Consider the following 17477-nt stretch of genomic DNA (forward strand, 5'->3'; position numbering starts at 1 on the left):
CCAGGGTGATTTCGGTCTGCATGTCAGCCAGTTTTTTCTGGATCAACTGAGTGGCCGCCAATGGGCGACCGAACTGCTGACGATCCAGGGTGTACTGGCGGGCGGTGTGCCAGCAGAACTCGGCGGCGCCCAGTGCCCCCAGGAGATGCCATAACGCGCGGAGTTGAGACAGGTAAAAGGGCCTTTCAGGCCACGGACATCCGGGAAGATGTTCTCTTCAGGAACAAACACGTTGTCCATGACGATCTCGCCAGTGATGGACGCACGCAGGCCGACCTTGCCGTGAATCGCCGGAGCACTCAGGCCTTTCCAACCCTTCTCCAGCACGAAGCCACGAATGTCGCCGGCATCATCCTTGCCCCAGACCACGAACACATCGGCGATCGGGCTGTTGGTAATCCACATCTTGCTGCCGGTCAGGCTGTAGCCGCCTTCCACTTTGCGTGCACGAGTAATCATCGCGCCAGGGTCGGAACCATGGTTCGGCTCTGTCAGACCGAAGCATCCGATCCATTCACCCGAAGCGAGTTTCGGCAGGTACTTCTGCTTTTGCGCCTCAGTGCCGAATTCATTGATCGGCACCATGACCAGCGAGGACTGCACGCTCATCATCGAGCGATAGCCAGAGTCAACGCGCTCGACTTCACGGGCGATCAGGCCATAGCTGACGTAGTTCAGGCCGCTGCCTCCGTACTCCTCCGGAATGGTCGCGCCCAACAGGCCCACTTCGCCCATCTCGCGGAAGATCGCCGTGTCGGTCTTTTCATGGCGGAAAGCTTCAAGCACACGTGGCGCGAGCTTCTGCTGAGCGAATTGCTCGGCGGTGTCGCGGATCATGCGTTCTTCTTCGGTGAGCTGTTGATCCAGCAGCAGGGGATCGATCCAGTTGAAGCTAGCTTTACCGCCCATGAGTGAGTCCTCTCGAATCGGGTCAAATAACGTGGGTTGATCCTAGGCCCGGTGCGGCATTCCGGCAAACGAGGATTTTGCATCCTGTTGTGCTAATTTCTCACTCCGAAGCATCGCGAATGGTCATTCATGCGATGTATTAGTGAGGTTCACGTACATGCGCAGGAAAATCCCCAGTACAACCGCCCTGATCAGCTTCGAAGCGGCTGCGCGCCACGAGAGCTTTACCAAGGCAGCCCAGGAACTTTCACTCACTCAGGGAGCCATTTGCCGACAGATCGCCAGCCTTGAGGAGTTCCTCAGTGTCGAACTGTTCCGACGCTCTCGGCGCGGAGTGAAGCTGACAGAAGCCGGGCTTTCCTACAGCCGTCGGGTGGCCACCCAACTCGATGCCGTTGAACGGGACACTTTGTCGGTCATGGGCCAACAAGGTGCCAACGTGATCGAGTTGGCGGTAGTGCCGACCTTTGGCACTCAGTGGTTGCTGCCAAGGCTCAAAGACTTCCAGCACAAGCACCCCGAGGTGACGGTCAATCTAACCAACCGCACACGTCCGTTCCTGTTTGCCGACACCGAGTTCGATGCCGCGATCTACTTCGGCGACGCGGACTGGTCAGGTACCGAATCCCACAGGCTGATGGGAGAAAATCCGATGCCGGTGTGCAGCCCGGCCCTACTGGGCAAGAAGACAAGCCTGACACCTGCTGAAATCGCGGAACTACCGTTACTGCAACAAACCACCCGCCCCTACGCCTGGCGTCAATGGTTCAACTCCCAGAGCCTGAATATCCCCCGCGACATGACAGGCCCGCGTTACGAGCTATTCTCCATGCTCGCCCAGGCGGCCATGCACGACATGGGGATTGCACTTATTCCGCCGTTCCTGATTCAGCGTGAACTGACGGAGAAGCGCTTGGTGATTGCCAATCCGCAAGCGCTGTTGAGCATCAAGGCCTATTACCTGATGATTCCTGAGCGAAAGGTCGAATCGGCTTCGTTAAGGGCTTTTCGGGATTGGCTGGTGAATCAGGCCCACAGCTACAGCCTGGAAGGATAAAGGCCAGCCCTATTAACTGACCCCGTAGTCAGTAAAATAAAAGCACTACAGATATAATTATTTGTCGCATTTTCATAGACTGTAACGACAAACAGTACAAACGTCCCACAAGCGCCTGAAGACGTGGCCTTGAGCCGCTATTTCGTAGCAATGACAGCTCATTCACCACGCCGATGTGTAAATTCTTTAATTTCGACCAGAATCCTTACAAGGCACGGCCTGCAAGGGATTGACCAGGCTAGTTGCGACATTCGGTCACGGGGTGACTTGTAGTTAATTTTCCGTCACCCGTCATAATTCCTTGAAGGGCACAAAGTTCGCCTGCAAAATGCCGCGCCCCGCCCTGATTTTGCGGGATCGTGCTGATCGGCCGCCCCAGCCGCACCATCCGAAGTGCCTGGGTTTACTCAATAAGATCACGCAGGAGATTTGACGTGCACATTGGTGTTCCTCTCGAAACCCAGACGGGTGAAACACGGGTTGCTGCAACCCCGGAAACCATCAAAAAGTTGATCGGCCAGGGTCATAAGGTCACTGTACAAAGCGGCGCTGGGGTAAAAGCCAGCGTTGTCGACAGTGCCTATGAAGCGGCAGGCGCAACCATTGGCAGCGCCAACGACGCGTTTGGTGCCGAGCTGATTTTGAAGGTGGTCGCGCCCAGCGACAGCGAGTTGACGCTGATTAAAAGCGGCACCGTTGTGGTGGGCATGCTGAACCCGTTCAGCAATGAAATCATCGCCAAGCTGGCCGAGTGCGGCATTACCGCGTTCGCGCTTGAAGCCGCGCCACGCACCTCCCGCGCCCAGAGCCTGGATGTGCTGTCCTCGCAAGCGAATATCGCCGGTTACAAATCCGTGCTGCTCGCCGCTCACTACTATCCACGCTTCATGCCGATGTTGATGACTGCCGCGGGCACTGTGAAAGCAGCGCGCGTGCTGATCCTCGGTGCAGGTGTGGCTGGCTTGCAGGCAATCGCTACGGCGAAACGTCTGGGTGCGGTGATCGAAGCGTCTGACGTGCGTCCTGCGGTAAAAGAGCAGATCGAATCCCTCGGCGCCAAGTTCGTCGACGTGCCTTATGAGACCGATGAAGAGCGCGAATGCGCCGTCGGTGTTGGCGGTTACGCACGACCTATGCCCGCTAGCTGGATGCAACGTCAGGCCCTGGCCGTGCACGAACGCGCCAAGCAGGCTGACATCGTCATCACCACCGCACTAATCCCGGGCCGCAAGGCACCGACGCTGTTGAGCGCCGAAACCGTGGCGCAGATGAAGCCAGGCTCAGTGGTCATCGACCTTGCCGCAGCCCAGGGCGGCAACTGCCCGCTGACCGTGGCTGATCAGGTGATTGTTGCGAATGGCGTGACCATTTGCGGCCCGACCAATCTGGCCGGTGAAGTCGCGGCAGATGCTTCGGCCTTGTACGCCCGTAACCTGCTGGACTTCCTGAAGCTGGTCTTCAACAAAGAAGGCCAGTTCGAAGTGAACCTAGAAGACGATATCGTCGCCGCGTGCCTGATGTGCCGCGACGGCCAAGTCATCCGCAAAAACGCCTAAGCAGGGATTCAGACGATGGAAGAGCTTATCTCCCCCGGTATCTACAACCTGATCATCTTCGTGCTGGCGATCTATGTCGGTTATCACGTGGTCTGGAACGTAACACCTGCACTGCATACGCCATTGATGGCTGTGACTAACGCAATCTCGGCGATCGTGATCGTCGGCGCGATGCTCGCCGCCGCGCTGACCGTGACGCCACTGGGCAAGACCATGGGCACCCTGGCGGTGGCACTGGCGGCAGTGAACGTGTTTGGTGGCTTCCTGGTCACCCGCAGGATGCTTGAGATGTTCAAGAAAAAAGCCCCGAAAGTCGTAAAAGAAGAGGCGCCCAAGTAATGAGCATGAACCTTGTCACGACGCTCTACTTGATCGCGTCGATCTGCTTCATCCAGGCCCTCAAAGGCCTGTCGCACCCGACCACGTCCCGACGCGGCAACGTGTACGGCATGCTCGGCATGGGGCTGGCGATCCTCACTACCGTGGGCCTCATCTATAAGCTGGGCGCGCTCTCTTTTGGACAAGGCGGGGCCACTGCCGGCATCGGCTACGTCATCGTCGGCCTGTTGGTCGGCGGCACCGCCGGTTCGATCATGGCCAAGCGCGTTGAAATGACCAAGATGCCGGAACTGGTTGCCTTCATGCACAGCATGATCGGTATGGCAGCGGTGTTCATTGCCATCGCTGCTGTCGTTGAGCCGCAATCGCTGGGTATCGTCAAGCAGCTGGGCGACTCGATTCCTGCCGGTAACCGCCTGGAGCTGTTCCTTGGCGCCGCCATCGGTGCAATCACCTTCTCCGGTTCGGTGATCGCCTTCGGCAAGCTGTCGGGCAAGTACAAGTTCCGCCTGTTCCAGGGCGCGCCCGTACAGTTCGGCGGCCAGCACAAGCTGAACCTGCTGCTGGGCCTGGCGACACTGGCCCTCGGCATCACCTTCATGCTGACCGGCAACCTTAACGCCTTCGCGCTGATGCTGGCCCTGGCCTTCGTGCTGGGCGTGTTGATCATCATCCCGATTGGCGGCGCAGACATGCCGGTGGTTGTGTCGATGCTCAACAGCTACTCCGGCTGGGCAGCGGCGGGTATCGGCTTCTCGCTGAACAACTCGATGCTGATCATTGCCGGCTCGCTGGTGGGCTCAAGCGGTGCGATCCTCTCGTACATCATGTGCAAGGCGATGAACCGTTCCTTCTTTAATGTGCTGCTCGGCGGTTTCGGCAACACGACGGATGCAGCCGGCCCGGCTGGTTCGAAAGAAGCCCGCCCGGTGAAATCCGGCTCGGCTGACGACGCGACTTTCCTGCTGACTAACGCCGACACCGTGATCATCGTTCCGGGCTACGGCCTGGCGGTTGCGCGGGCGCAACACGCGCTGAAAGAGCTGACCGAGAAGCTGACCCATCGCGGCGTGACCGTGAAGTACGCGATCCACCCGGTTGCCGGTCGGATGCCTGGGCACATGAACGTATTGCTGGCCGAGGCCGAAGTGCCTTACGACCAAGTGTTCGAGATGGAGGACATCAACTCCGAGTTTGGTCAAGCCGATGTGGTGCTGGTATTGGGCGCCAACGACGTGGTGAACCCGGCCGCCAAGAACGATCCGAAATCGCCGATTGCCGGCATGCCGATTCTCGAAGCGTTCAAAGCCAAGACCATCATCGTCAACAAGCGCTCAATGGCCAGCGGCTATGCCGGCCTGGACAACGAACTGTTCTACCTCGACAAAACCATGATGGTCTTCGGCGACGCCAAGAAGGTTATCGAGGACATGGTTAAAGCCGTCGAGTAAAACCTGCGCCAGCGCAATACCCAAAACCTCAGCCTTTAGTAGGCTGGGGTTTTTTTATTCCCCGTGAAACCCGACCAAAGGCTCTAAATCAGGGCTCGGCATTCGACCATGGTAGCGGGACGGATTTTTTCAAATCACTAGACTGCGTACCTTGCTTCCGTTGCCCGAGATAATAATCCATGTACCGTGATCGTATTCGCTTGCCTTCGTTGTTGGATAAGGTAATGAGCGCCGCTGACGCTGCCGCTCTGATTGAGGACGGCATGACCGTCGGCATGAGCGGTTTCACCCGCGCCGGCGAAGCCAAGGCTGTGCCGCACGCACTGGCCGAGCGCGCCAAAATCACTCCGCTGAAAATCACCTTGATGACCGGCGCCAGCCTGGGCAACGACCTCGATAAGCAGTTGACCGAAGCCGGCGTCCTGTCGCGGCGCATGCCGTTCCAGGTCGACAGCACCCTGCGCAAGGCGATCAACGCCGGCGAAGTCATGTTCATCGACCAGCATCTCTCGGAAACCGTGGAGCTGCTGCGCAACCAGCAACTCAAGCTGCCAGACATCGCGGTGATTGAAGCCGTGGCGATCACCGAGCAGGGTCACATCGTGCCGACCACGTCGGTGGGTAACTCGGCCAGCTTCGCGATTTTCGCCAAGCACGTCATCGTCGAGATCAACATGGCGCACAACCCGAATCTCGAGGGTTTGCACGACATCTATATCCCGACCTACCGCCCGACCCGCACGCCAATTCCACTGGTGAAGGTCGACGACCGCATTGGCAGTACGGCCATCCCGATCCCGCCGGAAAAGATCGTCGCGATCGTGATCACCAATCAATCCGACTCGCCGTCCACTGTACTGCCGCCGGACGCCGACACCCAGGCCATCGCCGATCACCTGATCGACTTCTTCAAGCAGGAAGTAGCCGCCGGACGCATGACCAACAAGCTTGGCCCGTTGCAGGCCGGGATCGGCACCATCGCCAACTCGGTGATGTGTGGCCTGATCGACTCGCCGTTTGAAGACCTGACGATGTATTCGGAAGTGCTGCAGGACTCGACGTTCGACCTGATTGATGCCGGCAAGCTGAGCTTTGCCTCGGGCAGCTCAATCACCTTGTCCGCCCGGCGCAATGCCGATGTGTTCGGCAACCTGGAGCATTACAAGGACAAACTGGTACTGCGCCCCCAGGAAATCTCCAACCACCCGGAAGTGGTTCGGCGTCTGGGCATCATCGCCATCAACACGGCGCTGGAGTTCGACCTGTACGGCAACGTCAACTCCACCCACGTCTGTGGTACGCGGATGATGAACGGCATCGGCGGTTCGGGTGACTTCGCGCGCAACGCCCATCTGTCGATCTTTGTCACCAAATCGATCGCCAAGGGCGGCGCGATTTCCAGTGTGGTGCCGATGGTCAGCCATGTGGACCACACCGAACATGACGTCGACATCCTGGTGACCGAAATCGGTCTGGCCGACCTGCGCGGCCTCGCGCCTCGCGAGCGGGCTCGGGTGGTTATCGACAACTGTGTTCACCCGGACTATCGCGAAGCCTTGAATGACTACTTCACCGCCGCCTGCGCGCTCGGTGGGCACACCCCGCACATCCTGCGCGATGCCCTGAGCTGGCACATTAACCTGGAAGAAACCGGGCGGATGCTGGTGGTCTGATTGACGTAAAACACAGCTGACGCAAACACAGTTGCGTCAGTTGGTTGTTGCAACACCCGATCCTGTCTAAAACTGTACTTCTGTACTGGTCTTTTCCTACCGTAATCTCCTACATTTTCGAATCAACTTGCCTTATTTGCACCTGTTTGGTGCCGATAGGTACAGTTGCTTCAATTTCGACCAGTACACCCCCTATAAACAGTTAATTGATCCCTCACAATACAAGTGAACTGTATCTAGAGGGACTGGCCAAACAGGAGGATCATTGGCATCAGTTAAACCACTACCTAATCCCGCCACAAGCGGAAGGATGTCAACCATGGAACGTACACTCAGTTCCGAGCTGTTCTTCGAAGACAATGCTGCAAAAACCCAGGCTTCGATGCCTCTTCGCGTTATCGCCAACCTGATGTTGTGGCAGCGCCGCATTACCAGCCGCCATCAACTGGCTCGTCTGGATTCGCGTCTGCTGGCTGATGCCGGGATTAGCGAAGCACAACGCTACGAAGAGCTGAGCAAGCCGTTCTGGCGCTAAGTTAGCGTCGCTGGCTCTGACCTGTAGGGTCCACCGCCAGCAACCCGAATTGAACAAACAAAACCCGTCGTGGGAAACCACGGCGGGTTTTGTCGTTTCAGGAGCCATAAACATCACACCGATACAGTTTGTTTAAATCCAATGTAGGACGGTACACTTTTGCAGGAGCTGCCGAACGCGGCCCGAGCCTTCGGCAGCTCCTACGTATCGTTTCATCTGTATGGGCTGTTCGAATCCATCCGCGTCAGCCTAATATCCGATCAGAACGTGGCGAACGCCGCATGACAGGCGTCTGATCTTCCAGACACTGCGCCACCTCTCAATCGGTTTATCCAAAGGAGCTTCCCCATGTCCCGTCTTCGCCTGCTGAGCGCTGCAGCCCTGCTCGCCGTAGCTGCCAATGCCCACGCCTCCAGCTTTATCGTGACCACCGACGCCGTTGTTGGTGCTCTAAAATCCAGCTCCGACGCGACCTCCAATCTCTCTTCTTCGCTGCGCGACAACAAAATTGTGCGTGCAGCCCGTGATGACGCCGCCAGCTTTGTCGCCAGCAACGGCGACATTCGTGGCGTGAAACTGGAAAGTGCATTTGACGAAATCCATCGTCAAGCGCCTCAGCTGAACGCTACTGACGCACAACTTGCCCAGGCCATCCTGGCGATCTAAACGTCGGTGCTGCAAGGGGACACGTCCATCGTGTCCCAATGTTTCGGCGCTGGCTCTAGCCCGGGCATTGCGCTAGCCTTGGGGCTCGCTTTCAGCTATCGAGTCTCATGCGTTTTCTTTCAAGCCTGTTGTCCATTGCGTTGCTTCTTCTCGCCTGCTGGTCTGGCGCTGCCCAGGCCTTCGACGCCTTCAACCTGTCTACACAAGGCACCGTGGTCAGTGGTTACGCCACAAGCATGGTGACCTCCGCGCCCTTCGACCATAAACTGCTGATCGCCGCTCAGGATGACGCTGCGGCTTTCATTGCCAGTGACGGCCAACTGCGAGGAGCGCAACTGGAATCCGCCCTGGTTTACCTGCGCCGGACCCAGCCAAAACTTCATGCCAGCGACCTTGAACTGGCACAAGCAATTCTCGTCCAATAGTTATCATCGTTCCCCCGGAGTCGTTCCATGCGTAGCCCGCTGATTGCTGCCACCCTTGGCTTGCTGTTGTTGGCCGACGTGGCCCAGGCACACACCCTGGTAGCCACCAGTAACATGATCATTCGTGCCACCCAGCGCACGCTTGATTTCACTTCTGATACCACCACGTCCATCCGTGATTCGAAAATCGTGCGCGAAGCCCACGACGATGCGGCCAGTTTCGTCGCCAGCGATGGCGATATTCGCGGCGCGCATCTGGAAGAGGCCTTCAATACCCTGCGCACCCGCGTACCTGAAGCCCGCGACGCCAGTGATCAGGTCCTCGCCGAAGCCATCCTCGCGCTGTGAGGTCGCTCAGCGCCTGGCTGCTGGCCGGGATGGTGTTGCTGCTTGGCAACACCGCACAGGCCAGCTTGCAATTACGGCTCAAGACCGACGGTCTGAGCCCCGCGCAAGTGCAGGCCAGCCAAGCGCTGCTCGATGAAGCCATGCAGGCATTGCCGCCGCGCTTCGTCGAGCAACTGGATCGGCGCATCGATGTCGGCTGGACCGACGAGATGCCCGACAACGCCTACGGCGAGGCGTCGCTGGTGTCCGAGCTCGATCTGAATCGCAATCTGCTGGACAGCCTCACCGACGGCAGCGCCGCGACGAAAAAGACCTACCGCCCACACGGCACGGTACGCCGGGAAATGCTCGCTACGGTCTTGCACGAACTCACCCATATTTACGACCGCGCGCGCCTGTGGCCATCTGCCCAGCGCACGCTGATCCAGCGTTGCAGCCAGCGTAATAGCAGCTCCGGGCTGGTCGGCCTCCCCGATCAATGCCGCGGCCAGACGGCGCGACGTTTTACCCTCAGTGACGACCCGCGCCTGCTGGATCTGGCCGGCTGGCCGCAATACGTCGGCCGACGTGGCGAACGCGAGCAGCACAACCGGCAAATCGTTCGCAGCCCGGATATCTACGAGACGACCAATCCCAAGGAATTCGTGGCGGTCAACATGGAGTATTTCCTCCTGGACCCGAGCTATGCCTGCCGCCGTCCTGCGCTTTACCGCTACTACAAAGAACATTTCGGCTGGGCGCCGGCCGCCAAAGACACCTGCGCCAAATCCTTCGCCTTCCTCAATGCCGGTAACGACTTCGCCAAGACACCATTGGGCCAGGTCGACCCGGAACGGGTTTATGCGGTGGACTATCTGCTGGCCGAGGCCAACCAGAACTGGGTCAGCCGGTGGGGCCACAGTATGTTGCGCCTGGTGATCTGCGCGCCGGGCCGACCACGCGGACCGGATTGCCGGCTGGACCTGGATCAGCACCTGGTGCTGTCCTACCGCGCCTTCGTCGGTGACGTACAGTTGTCGAGCTGGGATGGACTGGTGGGTAAATATCCGTCACGCCTGTTTGTCTTGCCCCTGGCTCAAGTGATCGACGAATACACCAAGACCGAACTTCGCAGCCTGGCTTCGGTGCCGCTGAATCTCTCTCGCACCGAAATCGAAGAAGTGGTGGAACACGCCGCAGAGATGCACTGGAGCTACGACGGCAACTACTTCTTCCTGTCCAATAATTGCGCGGTTGAAAGCCTGAAGCTGCTGCGCAGCGGCAGCAACAACGCGCAACTGACCGGACTGGACAGCATCATGCCCAACGGTTTGCTGGAAGTGCTCAAGGGTCGCGGGCTGGCAGACACCAGCGTGCTGGACGATCCCCGCGAAGCCTTGCGTCTGGGATATCGCTTCGACTCCTTCCGCGATCGCTATCAAGCCATGTTCGAAGTGCTGAAGAAGCACTTGCCGATCAAGCAGACCACTGTCGAAGACTGGCTGGCATTGAGCGCCGAAGAACGCCGGCAATGGATCGATCAGGCCGATTTGCGCACCAGCGCGGCACTGCTGTTGTTGGAACAGGCCAGTTTCCGTCGGCAGCTACAGTTGGCCCAGGACGAAGTGAAGCAGCGCTACTTGGGCGCTCGAGAACTGAAGAACGGCGGCATGGACAAGGCCAACGCGACCTTGCAGCAGATTCTCGCCAACAGCGGCTTCCTCAGCCGTCCCGCCGAATTGCTCGGCACCGGTGGTTATGGTTTGCCACAGCCGAGCGAGTCGGCGCGCCTGGAATCGGAAAGCAGCCTGCGCCAGAAACAACTGCAATCGCTGACCGGGGATCTGGATAAAGAAGTGAGAGCGCTGCTGGAACCGAGCCGGGCGGCGGAGATAGCAGCCAATGAAGCCAATCTTAAACAGGTTGGCGAACATTTGAGGGCATTGCACAAGGCCGCGGGTGGGTTGGAGCTGCCCTGACAGAAATGCAAAGATCGCAGCCTTCGGCAGCTCCTACGGGGTACACAATCCCATGTAGGAGCTGCCGAAGGCTGCGATCTTTGAGGCACAGCGCGCAATGCGCTGTGCCGATGCAGTCCTTAATTCAACACGTTATCCAGAATTTCATAAACAATCCCGGTTCCTACGGCGATCAGCACAATGTCGCCACCCGCCCGGCGCCATTCGTAACCCTCGTATTGCGGCAACCGACCCAGCGCACGCTGATCCAGGCGTTCGCCGTAATAACCGTGAGGCAACGGCCGGCCACGTTCCAGACGGATGCCTGACGGTGGCGGCGCACCGCGCACGAAGTATCCGTGATTGTCGTGAATGGTCTGACGCACCGGGCCAAAATCATGTGGAGGAGGACCGCCGCGATGGTTGTCCTGCGGGCCACGGTGATCATTGCCACGGTTGTCACCATGGTTATCGTATTGGCCCTGCTCCGGGCCGCCGTGGTCGTGATCGTCGCGCTGATCGGCGCTGGCGTGCAGCAACGGGGTCGCACTCAGCATCAGTACGCCCAGGCTGGCTATCAACCGTTTCGGCATTTTCATCGGGGGTTTCCTCACTGCACCTACAGCAAAAAGGGCTTCAGAACGTAGTCCTGAAACCCTCGGTCTTACTGTTTAGTCTGTGTTGCGAGGCGCTAATTCCTTTGTATCAGGAACTTTACTTTCAGTTGACCCGTGCTTGGCGCACGCCGTCGGCCAACGCTGCACAAAGGCTCAATACACCGTCGATTGCCTGATCCGGCGTCGACGCATTCGCGATGTGATCGATCAATGCCGAACCCACCACGACGCCGTCCGCCAGACGAGCGATAGCCGCCGCTTGCTCCGGTGTACGGATACCGAAACCGATGCTGATCGGCAGGTCGGTGTGACGACGCAAACGAGCAACCGCTTCTTCGACGTGTTCCAGCGTTGCCGCACCCGCGCCCGTCACACCTGCCACCGACACGTAGTAAACGAAGCCGGAGCTGCCGTTCAGAACGGTCGGCAGGCGCACATCGTCGGTGGTCGGCGTGGTCAGACGAATGAAGTCCAGACCCGCAGCCTGAGCCGGGTCGCACAGTTCGCCGTTATGTTCCGGCGGCAGGTCGACCACGATCAGACCGTCAACGCCGGCCTCTTTAGCGTCCGCGATGAAGCGCGGCACGCCATACATGTGGATCGGGTTGAAGTAACCCATCAACACCAACGGCGTCTCGGTGTTGCCTTCACGGAACTCGCGAACCATTTGCAGGGTTTTCGCCAGATTCTGTTTGGCACCCAAAGCGCGGATGTTCGCCAGTTGGATCGCCGGGCCGTCGGCCATCGGGTCGGTGAAGGGCATGCCCAATTCGATCACGTCGGCGCCAGCACCCGGCAAGCCTTTGAGGATCGCCAGCGAGGTGTCATAGCTCGGGTCGCCAGCGGTGACGAAGGTCACCAGAGCGGCGCGATTCTGTTCCTTGAGTTCGGCAAAACGCGTTTGCAGGCGGCTCATCAGTGTTTCTCCTGCTGGGAGTGCTCTTGTTGAGAGTGTTCCATGTGGTGCATCACGGTCTGCATGTCTTTGTCGCCACGGCCGGACAGGTTGACCACCATCAGGTGATCTTTCGGCAGGTTCGGTGCGCGTTTGAACACTTCGGCCAGGGCATGGGCGCTTTCCAGGGCAGGAATAATCCCTTCCAGGCGGCAGCATTTATGGAATGCGTCGAGGGCTTCGTTGTCAGTCACCGAGGTGTACTGGACGCGGCCGATGTCATGCAACCAGGCGTGTTCAGGGCCGATGCCCGGGTAGTCAAGGCCGGCGGAGATCGAGTGAGCGTCGATGATCTGGCCGTCGTCGTCCTGCAGCAGGAAGGTGCGGTTGCCGTGCAACACACCCGGTACGCCGCCATTCAGGCTGGCCGCGTGCTTGCCGGTTTCGATGCCGTAGCCGGCGGCTTCAACGCCGATGATCTCAACGCTCTTGTCATCCAGGAATGGGTGGAACAGGCCCATGGCGTTGGAACCGCCGCCGATGCACGCCACCAGGCTGTCCGGCAGGCGGCCTTCCTGGTCTTGCAGTTGAACGCGGGTTTCCTTGCCAATCACCGACTGGAAGTCGCGAACCATCGCAGGGTAAGGGTGCGGGCCGGCCACGGTGCCGATCAGGTAGAAGGTGCTGTCGACGTTGGTCACCCAGTCACGCAGGGCTTCGTTCATCGCGTCTTTCAGGGTGCCGGTGCCGGCCACCACCGGGATCACTTCGGCGCCCAGCAGTTTCATGCGGAACACGTTGGCCTGCTGACGTTCGATGTCAGTGGTGCCCATGTAGATCACGCAATCCAGACCAAAGCGTGCGGCCACGGTAGCGGTCGCCACGCCGTGCATGCCGGCGCCGGTCTCGGCGATGATGCGTTTCTTGCCCATGCGCCGCGCCAGCAGGATCTGGCCGATACAGTTGTTGATCTTGTGCGCGCCGGTGTGGTTCAACTCTTCGCGCTTGAGGTAAATCTTCGCGCCGCCGCAGAACTCGGTCAGGCGTTCAGCGAAATACAGCGGGCTTGGACGACCGACGTAGTCACGCTGGAAGTAGGCCAATTCTTCTTTGAATGCCGGATCTTCCTTGGCCAGTTCGTATTCACGGGCCAGGTCGAGGATCAACGGCATCAGGGTTTCGGCGACGTAACGGCCGCCAAACGAGCCAAACAGGCCGTTGGCGTCGGGGCCGTTGCGCAGATCGGAAGTGTTCGAAGTCTGGGTCATGGGTTGCTCCAGGTGAATTCGTATAGGAAGACAATGACGACCACTCTACCCCTGACGTTCCGACCTGAAAACCGATAAGATCGCCACAACCTGTCAGGAAAATTCACAGATCACATGAGCCACGACCTCCCGCCGTTGAACGCCCTTCGGGCCTTCGAAGCTACTGCCCGTCTGAACAGCGTCAGTCAGGCTGCCGAACAGCTGCACGTCACCCATGGTGCGGTCAGCCGGCAACTCAAGGTGCTCGAAGAACATCTCGGCGTGAGTCTGTTCGTCAAGGACGGACGTGGCCTTAAACTCACAGATGCCGGCGTTCGTTTGCGCGATGCCAGCAGCGACGCGTTTGAGCGATTGCGCACCGTCTGTGCCGAATTGACCCAAAGCACCGCCGACGCGCCCTTCGTGCTTGGCTGCTCCGGCAGCTTGCTCGCGCGCTGGTTCATTCCGCGCCTTGGTCGCTTGAATGCGGATCTGCCGGACTTGCGCCTGCACCTGTCAGCCGGAGAAGGCGATCTCGACCCACGGCGCCCTGGACTGGACGCTTTGCTGGTATTCGCCGAGCCGCCCTGGCCGGCGGACATGCAAGTCTATGAACTGGCCAGCGAACGCATCGGCCCGGTCATGAGCCCACGCTTCGCCGGCTACGAACGGCTGCAACAGGCTCCGGCCAGCGCGCTGTTGAGCGAGCCGCTGTTGCACACCACATCGCGTCCTCAGGCGTGGCCGAGCTGGGCACAGCAAAGCGGCCTCGACGCCAGGGCGTTGAAGTTGGGGCAGGGTTTCGAACATTTGTATTATTTGCTGGAAGCAGCGGTGGCGGGGTTGGGTGTAGCGATTGCCCCCGAGCCGCTGGTGGCCGAGGACTTGAAGGCCGGCCGCCTGGTTGCGCCGTGGGGTTTCTGTGAGACCCCGGCGCAACTGGCGTTGTGGCTACCCAAGCGTGCCGCGGACGGCCGCGCTCGGCAGTTGGCTCAGTGGCTCAAGAACGAGCTGCGCCAAGCGGATTAATCGCCGCGTTTGCACAACAAGTAAGCCGCCAGCAGACCGAGTGCACCGACAGCGACACCCGCTGTAGTCCAAGGGTGTTCCTGGGCGTAGTCCCGGGTGGCGATCCCGGTTTCGCGGGTTTTCACTTTCACTTCTTCATAGGCATCGGCGAGCAGGTGGCGCGAATGTTTCAGCGCGCTCTCGGCGTTGCTTTTCAGGGCCTTGAGGGTTTTACGCGACTCGTCCGAGGCGTCGTCCTTAAGGTTTTCCAGCGATTTGAGAAGACTCTCGATCTCGGCTTCCATGCTTTGCAATGAGGCTTTACGTAAAGAGGTATTGGCCATGGTGGCTCTCCTTCATTGGTGATGAGTAGCGTGTGTTGGTTGGGACTTCAGGGGTTTGAGAAAGTGCAGTAAATCTGAACGTCGGTGTCGGATTGGCCGACAGAAGTAATACGAAAAATCACTGCTAGGCTGTATTTCATACCCCAAGGAGAACGCCATGACTGACCATCACACCTACAAAAAAGTCGAGCTGGTCGGCTCGTCCCCTACCAGCATCGAAGACGCCATCAACAATGCGCTGGCCGAAGCCAGCAAAAGCCTCAAGCATCTGGAATGGTTTGAAGTGACCGAGACCCGCGGCCATATCAAGGACGGCAAGGCTGCCCACTTCCAGGTGACACTGAAAGTCGGGTTCCGGATTGCCAGTAGCTGAGTTTGAGCTAGTCTTCTGAACTTGCGCGCTGGCCGAGTGCCATAGGGAATGGCAAAGCGCTACTTGAGCGCATCTGGCTACCCGCTGGATGCTCCCCATTTGATCCGACCAGGGAATGCGACCGATGAAGAAGTTTATTTTGGCGGTAGGTTTATTGAGCATCGCGGGAACAGCCCTTGCTGGCGGCAAGTCGTGCGAAGACCTGAAAAGCGAAATCGCAGCGAAACTTGATGCCAAGCATGTCTCGGGCTATTCCCTGGAGATTGTCGACAAAGGCGCTGCCGCTGGCGGAAAAATCGTCGGAAAGTGCGAAGCCGGCAGCAAAGTAATCGTCTACAGAAAGTAGAAAAGTAGACTGTTACCCTCAATGAAAAAGCCGACGCAATCGCGTCGGCTTTTTTATGCGCGTCGTTCCGGGATCAGCCCTTCATGACCTGCGCCAGCAACTCATAGGAATGCACTCGATCCGCATGTTCGTAGAGGTCGCTGGTAAAAATCAGCTCATCGGCCTGAGTCTGCTCGATCAGCACTTCCAGTTTGGCGCGGATTTTCTGCGGGCTGCCGACCATGGCCAGCCCCAGGAAATCGCCGACCGCTTCCTTCTCATGCGCCAGCCACAGGCCGTCCATGGTTTTCACCGGCGGACGCTGCACCAGACTCTGGCCACGCATCAGCGCGAGGATCCGCTGATAGACCGACGTCGCCAGGTAATCGGCCTGTTCATCGGTGTCTGCCGCCACCAGTGGTACGCCGAGCATCACGTAGGGCTTGTCCAATACCGCAGAAGGCTTGAAGTGATTGCGATAGACGCGAATCGCCTCGTGCATGAAGCGCGGCGCGAAATGCGAGGCGAAGGCGTAGGGCAAACCGCGTTCACCGGCCAGTTGGGCGCTGAACAGACTGGAACCCAGCAGCCAGACCGGGACATTAGTGCCCGTTCCGGGCATCGCGATAATTCGTTGGTCCGGCGTGCGTGGGCCCAGGTAGCGCATCAGCTCTGCGACGTCTTGCGGGAATTCGTCTGCGCTGCCGGAACGCTCACGGCGCAGTGCGCGAGCGGTCATTTGATCGGAACCGGGCGCGCGGCCCAGACCGAGGTCGATACGGCCGGGATACAGACTTTCAAGGGTGCCGAACTGTTCGGCTATCACCAACGGCGCATGGTTAGGCAGCATCACGCCGCCCGAGCCGACCCGAATAGTCGAGGTGCCGCCCGCCAGGTAACCGAGCAACACCGACGTCGCGGAACTGGCGATGCCGTCCATGTTGTGGTGCTCGGCCACCCAAAAGCGGTTGTAGCCAAACTTTTCGACGTGCCGGGCCAGGTCCAGGGAATTGCGCAGTGACTGGGCCACGCTGCCGTTCTCCCGCACGGGCACCAGATCGAGGGTCGAAAACTTGATATCGGACAGTCGTTTCATAAACCTGCTTCTCCAATGGGGGGCGCAGGTTTTTTCACGAACGAAAACCTGCCGAGTCTGAAAGCGTTCCCTATGCAATGAGGGCATATACCCGAGTTTCAATAGCAAAGGTAAATTTGCCTACCAGATAAGCGGTTTGGTCCGACAATGTGAACTTTGCCACGTCTTCTATCCTCAGAACCCTTACCAAGCGAAAACCACGAAGGCGCGACGTTTCGCGCTGGATCTTGAGGAGGCAGACATGGCTATCACGAAGAAAGCATCGGCTCATTGGGCAGGCGATCTGAAAACCGGCATCGGTTCGATTTCCACGGAAACCGGCGTACTCAGAGAAGCGCCCTACGGCTTCAAGGCCCGCTTCGAGGGCGGCAAAGGCACCAATCCGGAAGAGCTGATCGGTGCGGCCCACGCAGGCTGCTTCTCCATGGCGTTTTCGATGATTCTCGGCGACGCCGGCCTCAAGGCTGACAGCATCGATACCAACGCTGAGGTCACACTGGACCAGGTGGAAGGTGGATTTGCGATCACGGCGGTAAAACTGATCCTCAAGGCGAAAATCCCTGGGGCGACCCAAGCACAGTTCGAGGAACTGAGTAACAAGGCCAAGGAAGGTTGCCCGGTTTCCAAGGTGCTGAATGCGAAGATCAGCCTGGAGGCATCGTTGGTTAGCTGATGG

At 58.9% G+C, this 17477-nt stretch carries 19 protein-coding genes and 1 pseudogene (1 of these 20 running past the window's edge); 14 read left to right on the forward strand and 6 right to left on the reverse strand.

The annotated features are described in order from the left end of the window. A pseudogene (locus JFV26_RS23920) lies at positions 1-909 on the reverse strand (acyl-CoA dehydrogenase); it reaches 272 nt to the left of the window's first position. Positions 910-1066: 157 nt separating this feature from the next. Between JFV26_RS23920 and JFV26_RS23925 the strand changes: the two are divergent. The 10 genes from JFV26_RS23925 (at position 1067) to JFV26_RS23970 (ending at position 10917) form a co-directional block, all read left to right on the forward strand. Then, positions 1067-1966 carry a LysR family transcriptional regulator gene (locus tag JFV26_RS23925; RefSeq protein WP_201195904.1) on the forward strand — a complete coding sequence of 300 codons (900 nt, stop codon included), beginning with the start codon at positions 1067-1069 and terminating at the stop codon, positions 1964-1966. 434 nt (positions 1967-2400) lie between these two features. After that, positions 2401-3522 (forward strand): Re/Si-specific NAD(P)(+) transhydrogenase subunit alpha, encoded by a 1122-nt coding sequence (locus JFV26_RS23930; protein ID WP_201195905.1) that lies wholly within the window; start codon positions 2401-2403, stop codon positions 3520-3522. A 15-nt stretch (positions 3523-3537) separates the two neighbouring features. Further along, complete coding sequence (locus JFV26_RS23935; RefSeq protein WP_007947884.1) at positions 3538-3861, forward strand: NAD(P) transhydrogenase subunit alpha; 324 nt, start codon at positions 3538-3540, stop codon at positions 3859-3861. Beyond that, complete coding sequence (locus JFV26_RS23940; RefSeq protein WP_201195906.1) at positions 3861-5312, forward strand: NAD(P)(+) transhydrogenase (Re/Si-specific) subunit beta; 1452 nt, start codon at positions 3861-3863, stop codon at positions 5310-5312. The genes JFV26_RS23935 and JFV26_RS23940 overlap by 1 nt, the downstream gene beginning before the upstream one ends. A gap of 179 nt (positions 5313-5491) precedes the next feature. Further along, positions 5492-6985 (forward strand): acetyl-CoA hydrolase/transferase family protein, encoded by a 1494-nt coding sequence (locus tag JFV26_RS23945; protein ID WP_201195907.1) that lies wholly within the window; start codon positions 5492-5494, stop codon positions 6983-6985. Between the two features lie 319 nt (positions 6986-7304). After that, the gene (locus tag JFV26_RS23950) at positions 7305-7520 is read left to right on the forward strand and encodes a DUF1127 domain-containing protein (protein ID WP_201195908.1); all 216 of its coding nucleotides are present in this window, start codon (positions 7305-7307) and stop codon (positions 7518-7520) included. A gap of 348 nt (positions 7521-7868) precedes the next feature. After that, on the forward strand, positions 7869-8186 hold the full coding sequence (locus tag JFV26_RS23955) for a DUF2388 domain-containing protein (RefSeq protein ID WP_201195909.1): 318 nt from the start codon (positions 7869-7871) through the stop codon (positions 8184-8186). 107 nt (positions 8187-8293) lie between these two features. After that, a complete protein-coding gene (locus JFV26_RS23960) occupies positions 8294-8611 on the forward strand; it encodes a DUF2388 domain-containing protein (RefSeq protein WP_201195910.1) in 318 nt (105 codons plus the stop codon). 27 nt (positions 8612-8638) lie between these two features. Further along, a complete protein-coding gene (locus JFV26_RS23965) occupies positions 8639-8959 on the forward strand; it encodes a DUF2388 domain-containing protein (protein WP_201195912.1) in 321 nt (106 codons plus the stop codon). After that, positions 8956-10917 carry a DUF7844 domain-containing protein gene (locus tag JFV26_RS23970; protein ID WP_201195914.1) on the forward strand — a complete coding sequence of 654 codons (1962 nt, stop codon included), beginning with the start codon at positions 8956-8958 and terminating at the stop codon, positions 10915-10917. Before JFV26_RS23965 ends, JFV26_RS23970 begins: the two co-directional genes overlap by 4 nt. A gap of 119 nt (positions 10918-11036) precedes the next feature. On the opposite strand, the gene JFV26_RS23975 is transcribed toward JFV26_RS23970, so the two are convergent. The 3 genes from JFV26_RS23975 to trpB all read right to left on the reverse strand — a co-directional run bounded on the left by JFV26_RS23975 (position 11037) and on the right by trpB (position 13676). Next, on the reverse strand, positions 11037-11495 hold the full coding sequence (locus JFV26_RS23975; protein WP_201195916.1) for an anti-virulence regulator CigR family protein: 459 nt from the start codon (positions 11493-11495) through the stop codon (positions 11037-11039). 121 nt (positions 11496-11616) lie between these two features. Continuing rightward, positions 11617-12429, reverse strand: coding sequence for a tryptophan synthase subunit alpha (gene trpA, locus JFV26_RS23980; protein WP_201195918.1), 813 nt, complete (start codon positions 12427-12429; stop codon positions 11617-11619). Continuing rightward, the gene (gene trpB, locus JFV26_RS23985) at positions 12429-13676 is read right to left on the reverse strand and encodes a tryptophan synthase subunit beta (protein WP_201195921.1); all 1248 of its coding nucleotides are present in this window, start codon (positions 13674-13676) and stop codon (positions 12429-12431) included. Before trpB ends, trpA begins: the two co-directional genes overlap by 1 nt. A 114-nt stretch (positions 13677-13790) precedes the next feature. Here trpB and JFV26_RS23990 point away from each other — a divergent pair, with 114 nt between their 5' ends. Further along, positions 13791-14684, forward strand: a complete 894-nt coding sequence (locus JFV26_RS23990) for a LysR family transcriptional regulator (protein ID WP_201195922.1) — start codon at positions 13791-13793, stop codon at positions 14682-14684. Here JFV26_RS23990 and JFV26_RS23995 read toward each other — a convergent pair. Beyond that, a complete protein-coding gene (locus tag JFV26_RS23995; protein ID WP_201195924.1) occupies positions 14681-15007 on the reverse strand; it encodes a DUF883 family protein in 327 nt (108 codons plus the stop codon). The two genes, JFV26_RS23990 and JFV26_RS23995, sit on opposite strands and share 4 nt — an antisense overlap. A gap of 157 nt (positions 15008-15164) precedes the next feature. Here JFV26_RS23995 and JFV26_RS24000 point away from each other — a divergent pair, with 157 nt between their 5' ends. Together JFV26_RS24000 and JFV26_RS24005 are read left to right on the forward strand one after the other, a co-directional pair. Beyond that, the gene (locus JFV26_RS24000) at positions 15165-15380 is read left to right on the forward strand and encodes a dodecin (protein WP_054047931.1); all 216 of its coding nucleotides are present in this window, start codon (positions 15165-15167) and stop codon (positions 15378-15380) included. A gap of 124 nt (positions 15381-15504) precedes the next feature. Beyond that, positions 15505-15726 carry a DUF1161 domain-containing protein gene (locus JFV26_RS24005; RefSeq protein WP_201195926.1) on the forward strand — a complete coding sequence of 74 codons (222 nt, stop codon included), beginning with the start codon at positions 15505-15507 and terminating at the stop codon, positions 15724-15726. 73 nt (positions 15727-15799) lie between these two features. On the opposite strand, the gene JFV26_RS24010 is transcribed toward JFV26_RS24005, so the two are convergent. Continuing rightward, entirely contained in the window at positions 15800-16801 is a 1002-nt protein-coding gene (locus JFV26_RS24010) for an LLM class flavin-dependent oxidoreductase (protein WP_201195928.1), read from the reverse strand. Positions 16802-17042: 241 nt separating this feature from the next. On the opposite strand from JFV26_RS24010, the gene JFV26_RS24015 reads away from it, so the two are divergent. Beyond that, complete coding sequence (locus tag JFV26_RS24015) at positions 17043-17474, forward strand: OsmC family protein (RefSeq protein ID WP_201195930.1); 432 nt, start codon at positions 17043-17045, stop codon at positions 17472-17474. The last annotated feature ends 3 nt before the right edge of the window (positions 17475-17477 follow it).

This window comes from Pseudomonas sp. TH31, assembly GCF_016650815.1.
Classification (GTDB): Bacteria; Pseudomonadota; Gammaproteobacteria; order Pseudomonadales; family Pseudomonadaceae; genus Aquipseudomonas.

Excerpts from the sequence above, each read along its gene's own strand:
- JFV26_RS23925 (WP_201195904.1), top strand. The coding sequence starts at position 1,067 with ATGCGCAGGAAAATCCCCAGTACAACCGCCCTGATCAGCTTCGAAGCG.
- JFV26_RS23935 (WP_007947884.1), top strand. The coding sequence starts at position 3,538 with ATGGAAGAGCTTATCTCCCCCGGTATCTACAACCTGATCATCTTCGTG.
- JFV26_RS23940 (WP_201195906.1), top strand. The coding sequence starts at position 3,861 with ATGAGCATGAACCTTGTCACGACGCTCTACTTGATCGCGTCGATCTGC.
- JFV26_RS23945 (WP_201195907.1), top strand. The coding sequence starts at position 5,492 with ATGTACCGTGATCGTATTCGCTTGCCTTCGTTGTTGGATAAGGTAATG.
- JFV26_RS23950 (WP_201195908.1), top strand. The coding sequence starts at position 7,305 with ATGGAACGTACACTCAGTTCCGAGCTGTTCTTCGAAGACAATGCTGCA.
- JFV26_RS23955 (WP_201195909.1), top strand. The coding sequence starts at position 7,869 with ATGTCCCGTCTTCGCCTGCTGAGCGCTGCAGCCCTGCTCGCCGTAGCT.
- JFV26_RS23960 (WP_201195910.1), top strand. The coding sequence starts at position 8,294 with ATGCGTTTTCTTTCAAGCCTGTTGTCCATTGCGTTGCTTCTTCTCGCC.
- JFV26_RS23965 (WP_201195912.1), top strand. The coding sequence starts at position 8,639 with ATGCGTAGCCCGCTGATTGCTGCCACCCTTGGCTTGCTGTTGTTGGCC.
- JFV26_RS23975 (WP_201195916.1), bottom strand. The coding sequence starts at position 11,495 with ATGAAAATGCCGAAACGGTTGATAGCCAGCCTGGGCGTACTGATGCTG.
- trpA (WP_201195918.1), bottom strand. The coding sequence starts at position 12,429 with ATGAGCCGCCTGCAAACGCGTTTTGCCGAACTCAAGGAACAGAATCGC.
- trpB (WP_201195921.1), bottom strand. The coding sequence starts at position 13,676 with ATGACCCAGACTTCGAACACTTCCGATCTGCGCAACGGCCCCGACGCC.
- JFV26_RS23990 (WP_201195922.1), top strand. The coding sequence starts at position 13,791 with ATGAGCCACGACCTCCCGCCGTTGAACGCCCTTCGGGCCTTCGAAGCT.
- JFV26_RS23995 (WP_201195924.1), bottom strand. The coding sequence starts at position 15,007 with ATGGCCAATACCTCTTTACGTAAAGCCTCATTGCAAAGCATGGAAGCC.
- JFV26_RS24000 (WP_054047931.1), top strand. The coding sequence starts at position 15,165 with ATGACTGACCATCACACCTACAAAAAAGTCGAGCTGGTCGGCTCGTCC.
- JFV26_RS24005 (WP_201195926.1), top strand. The coding sequence starts at position 15,505 with ATGAAGAAGTTTATTTTGGCGGTAGGTTTATTGAGCATCGCGGGAACA.
- JFV26_RS24010 (WP_201195928.1), bottom strand. The coding sequence starts at position 16,801 with ATGAAACGACTGTCCGATATCAAGTTTTCGACCCTCGATCTGGTGCCC.
- JFV26_RS24015 (WP_201195930.1), top strand. The coding sequence starts at position 17,043 with ATGGCTATCACGAAGAAAGCATCGGCTCATTGGGCAGGCGATCTGAAA.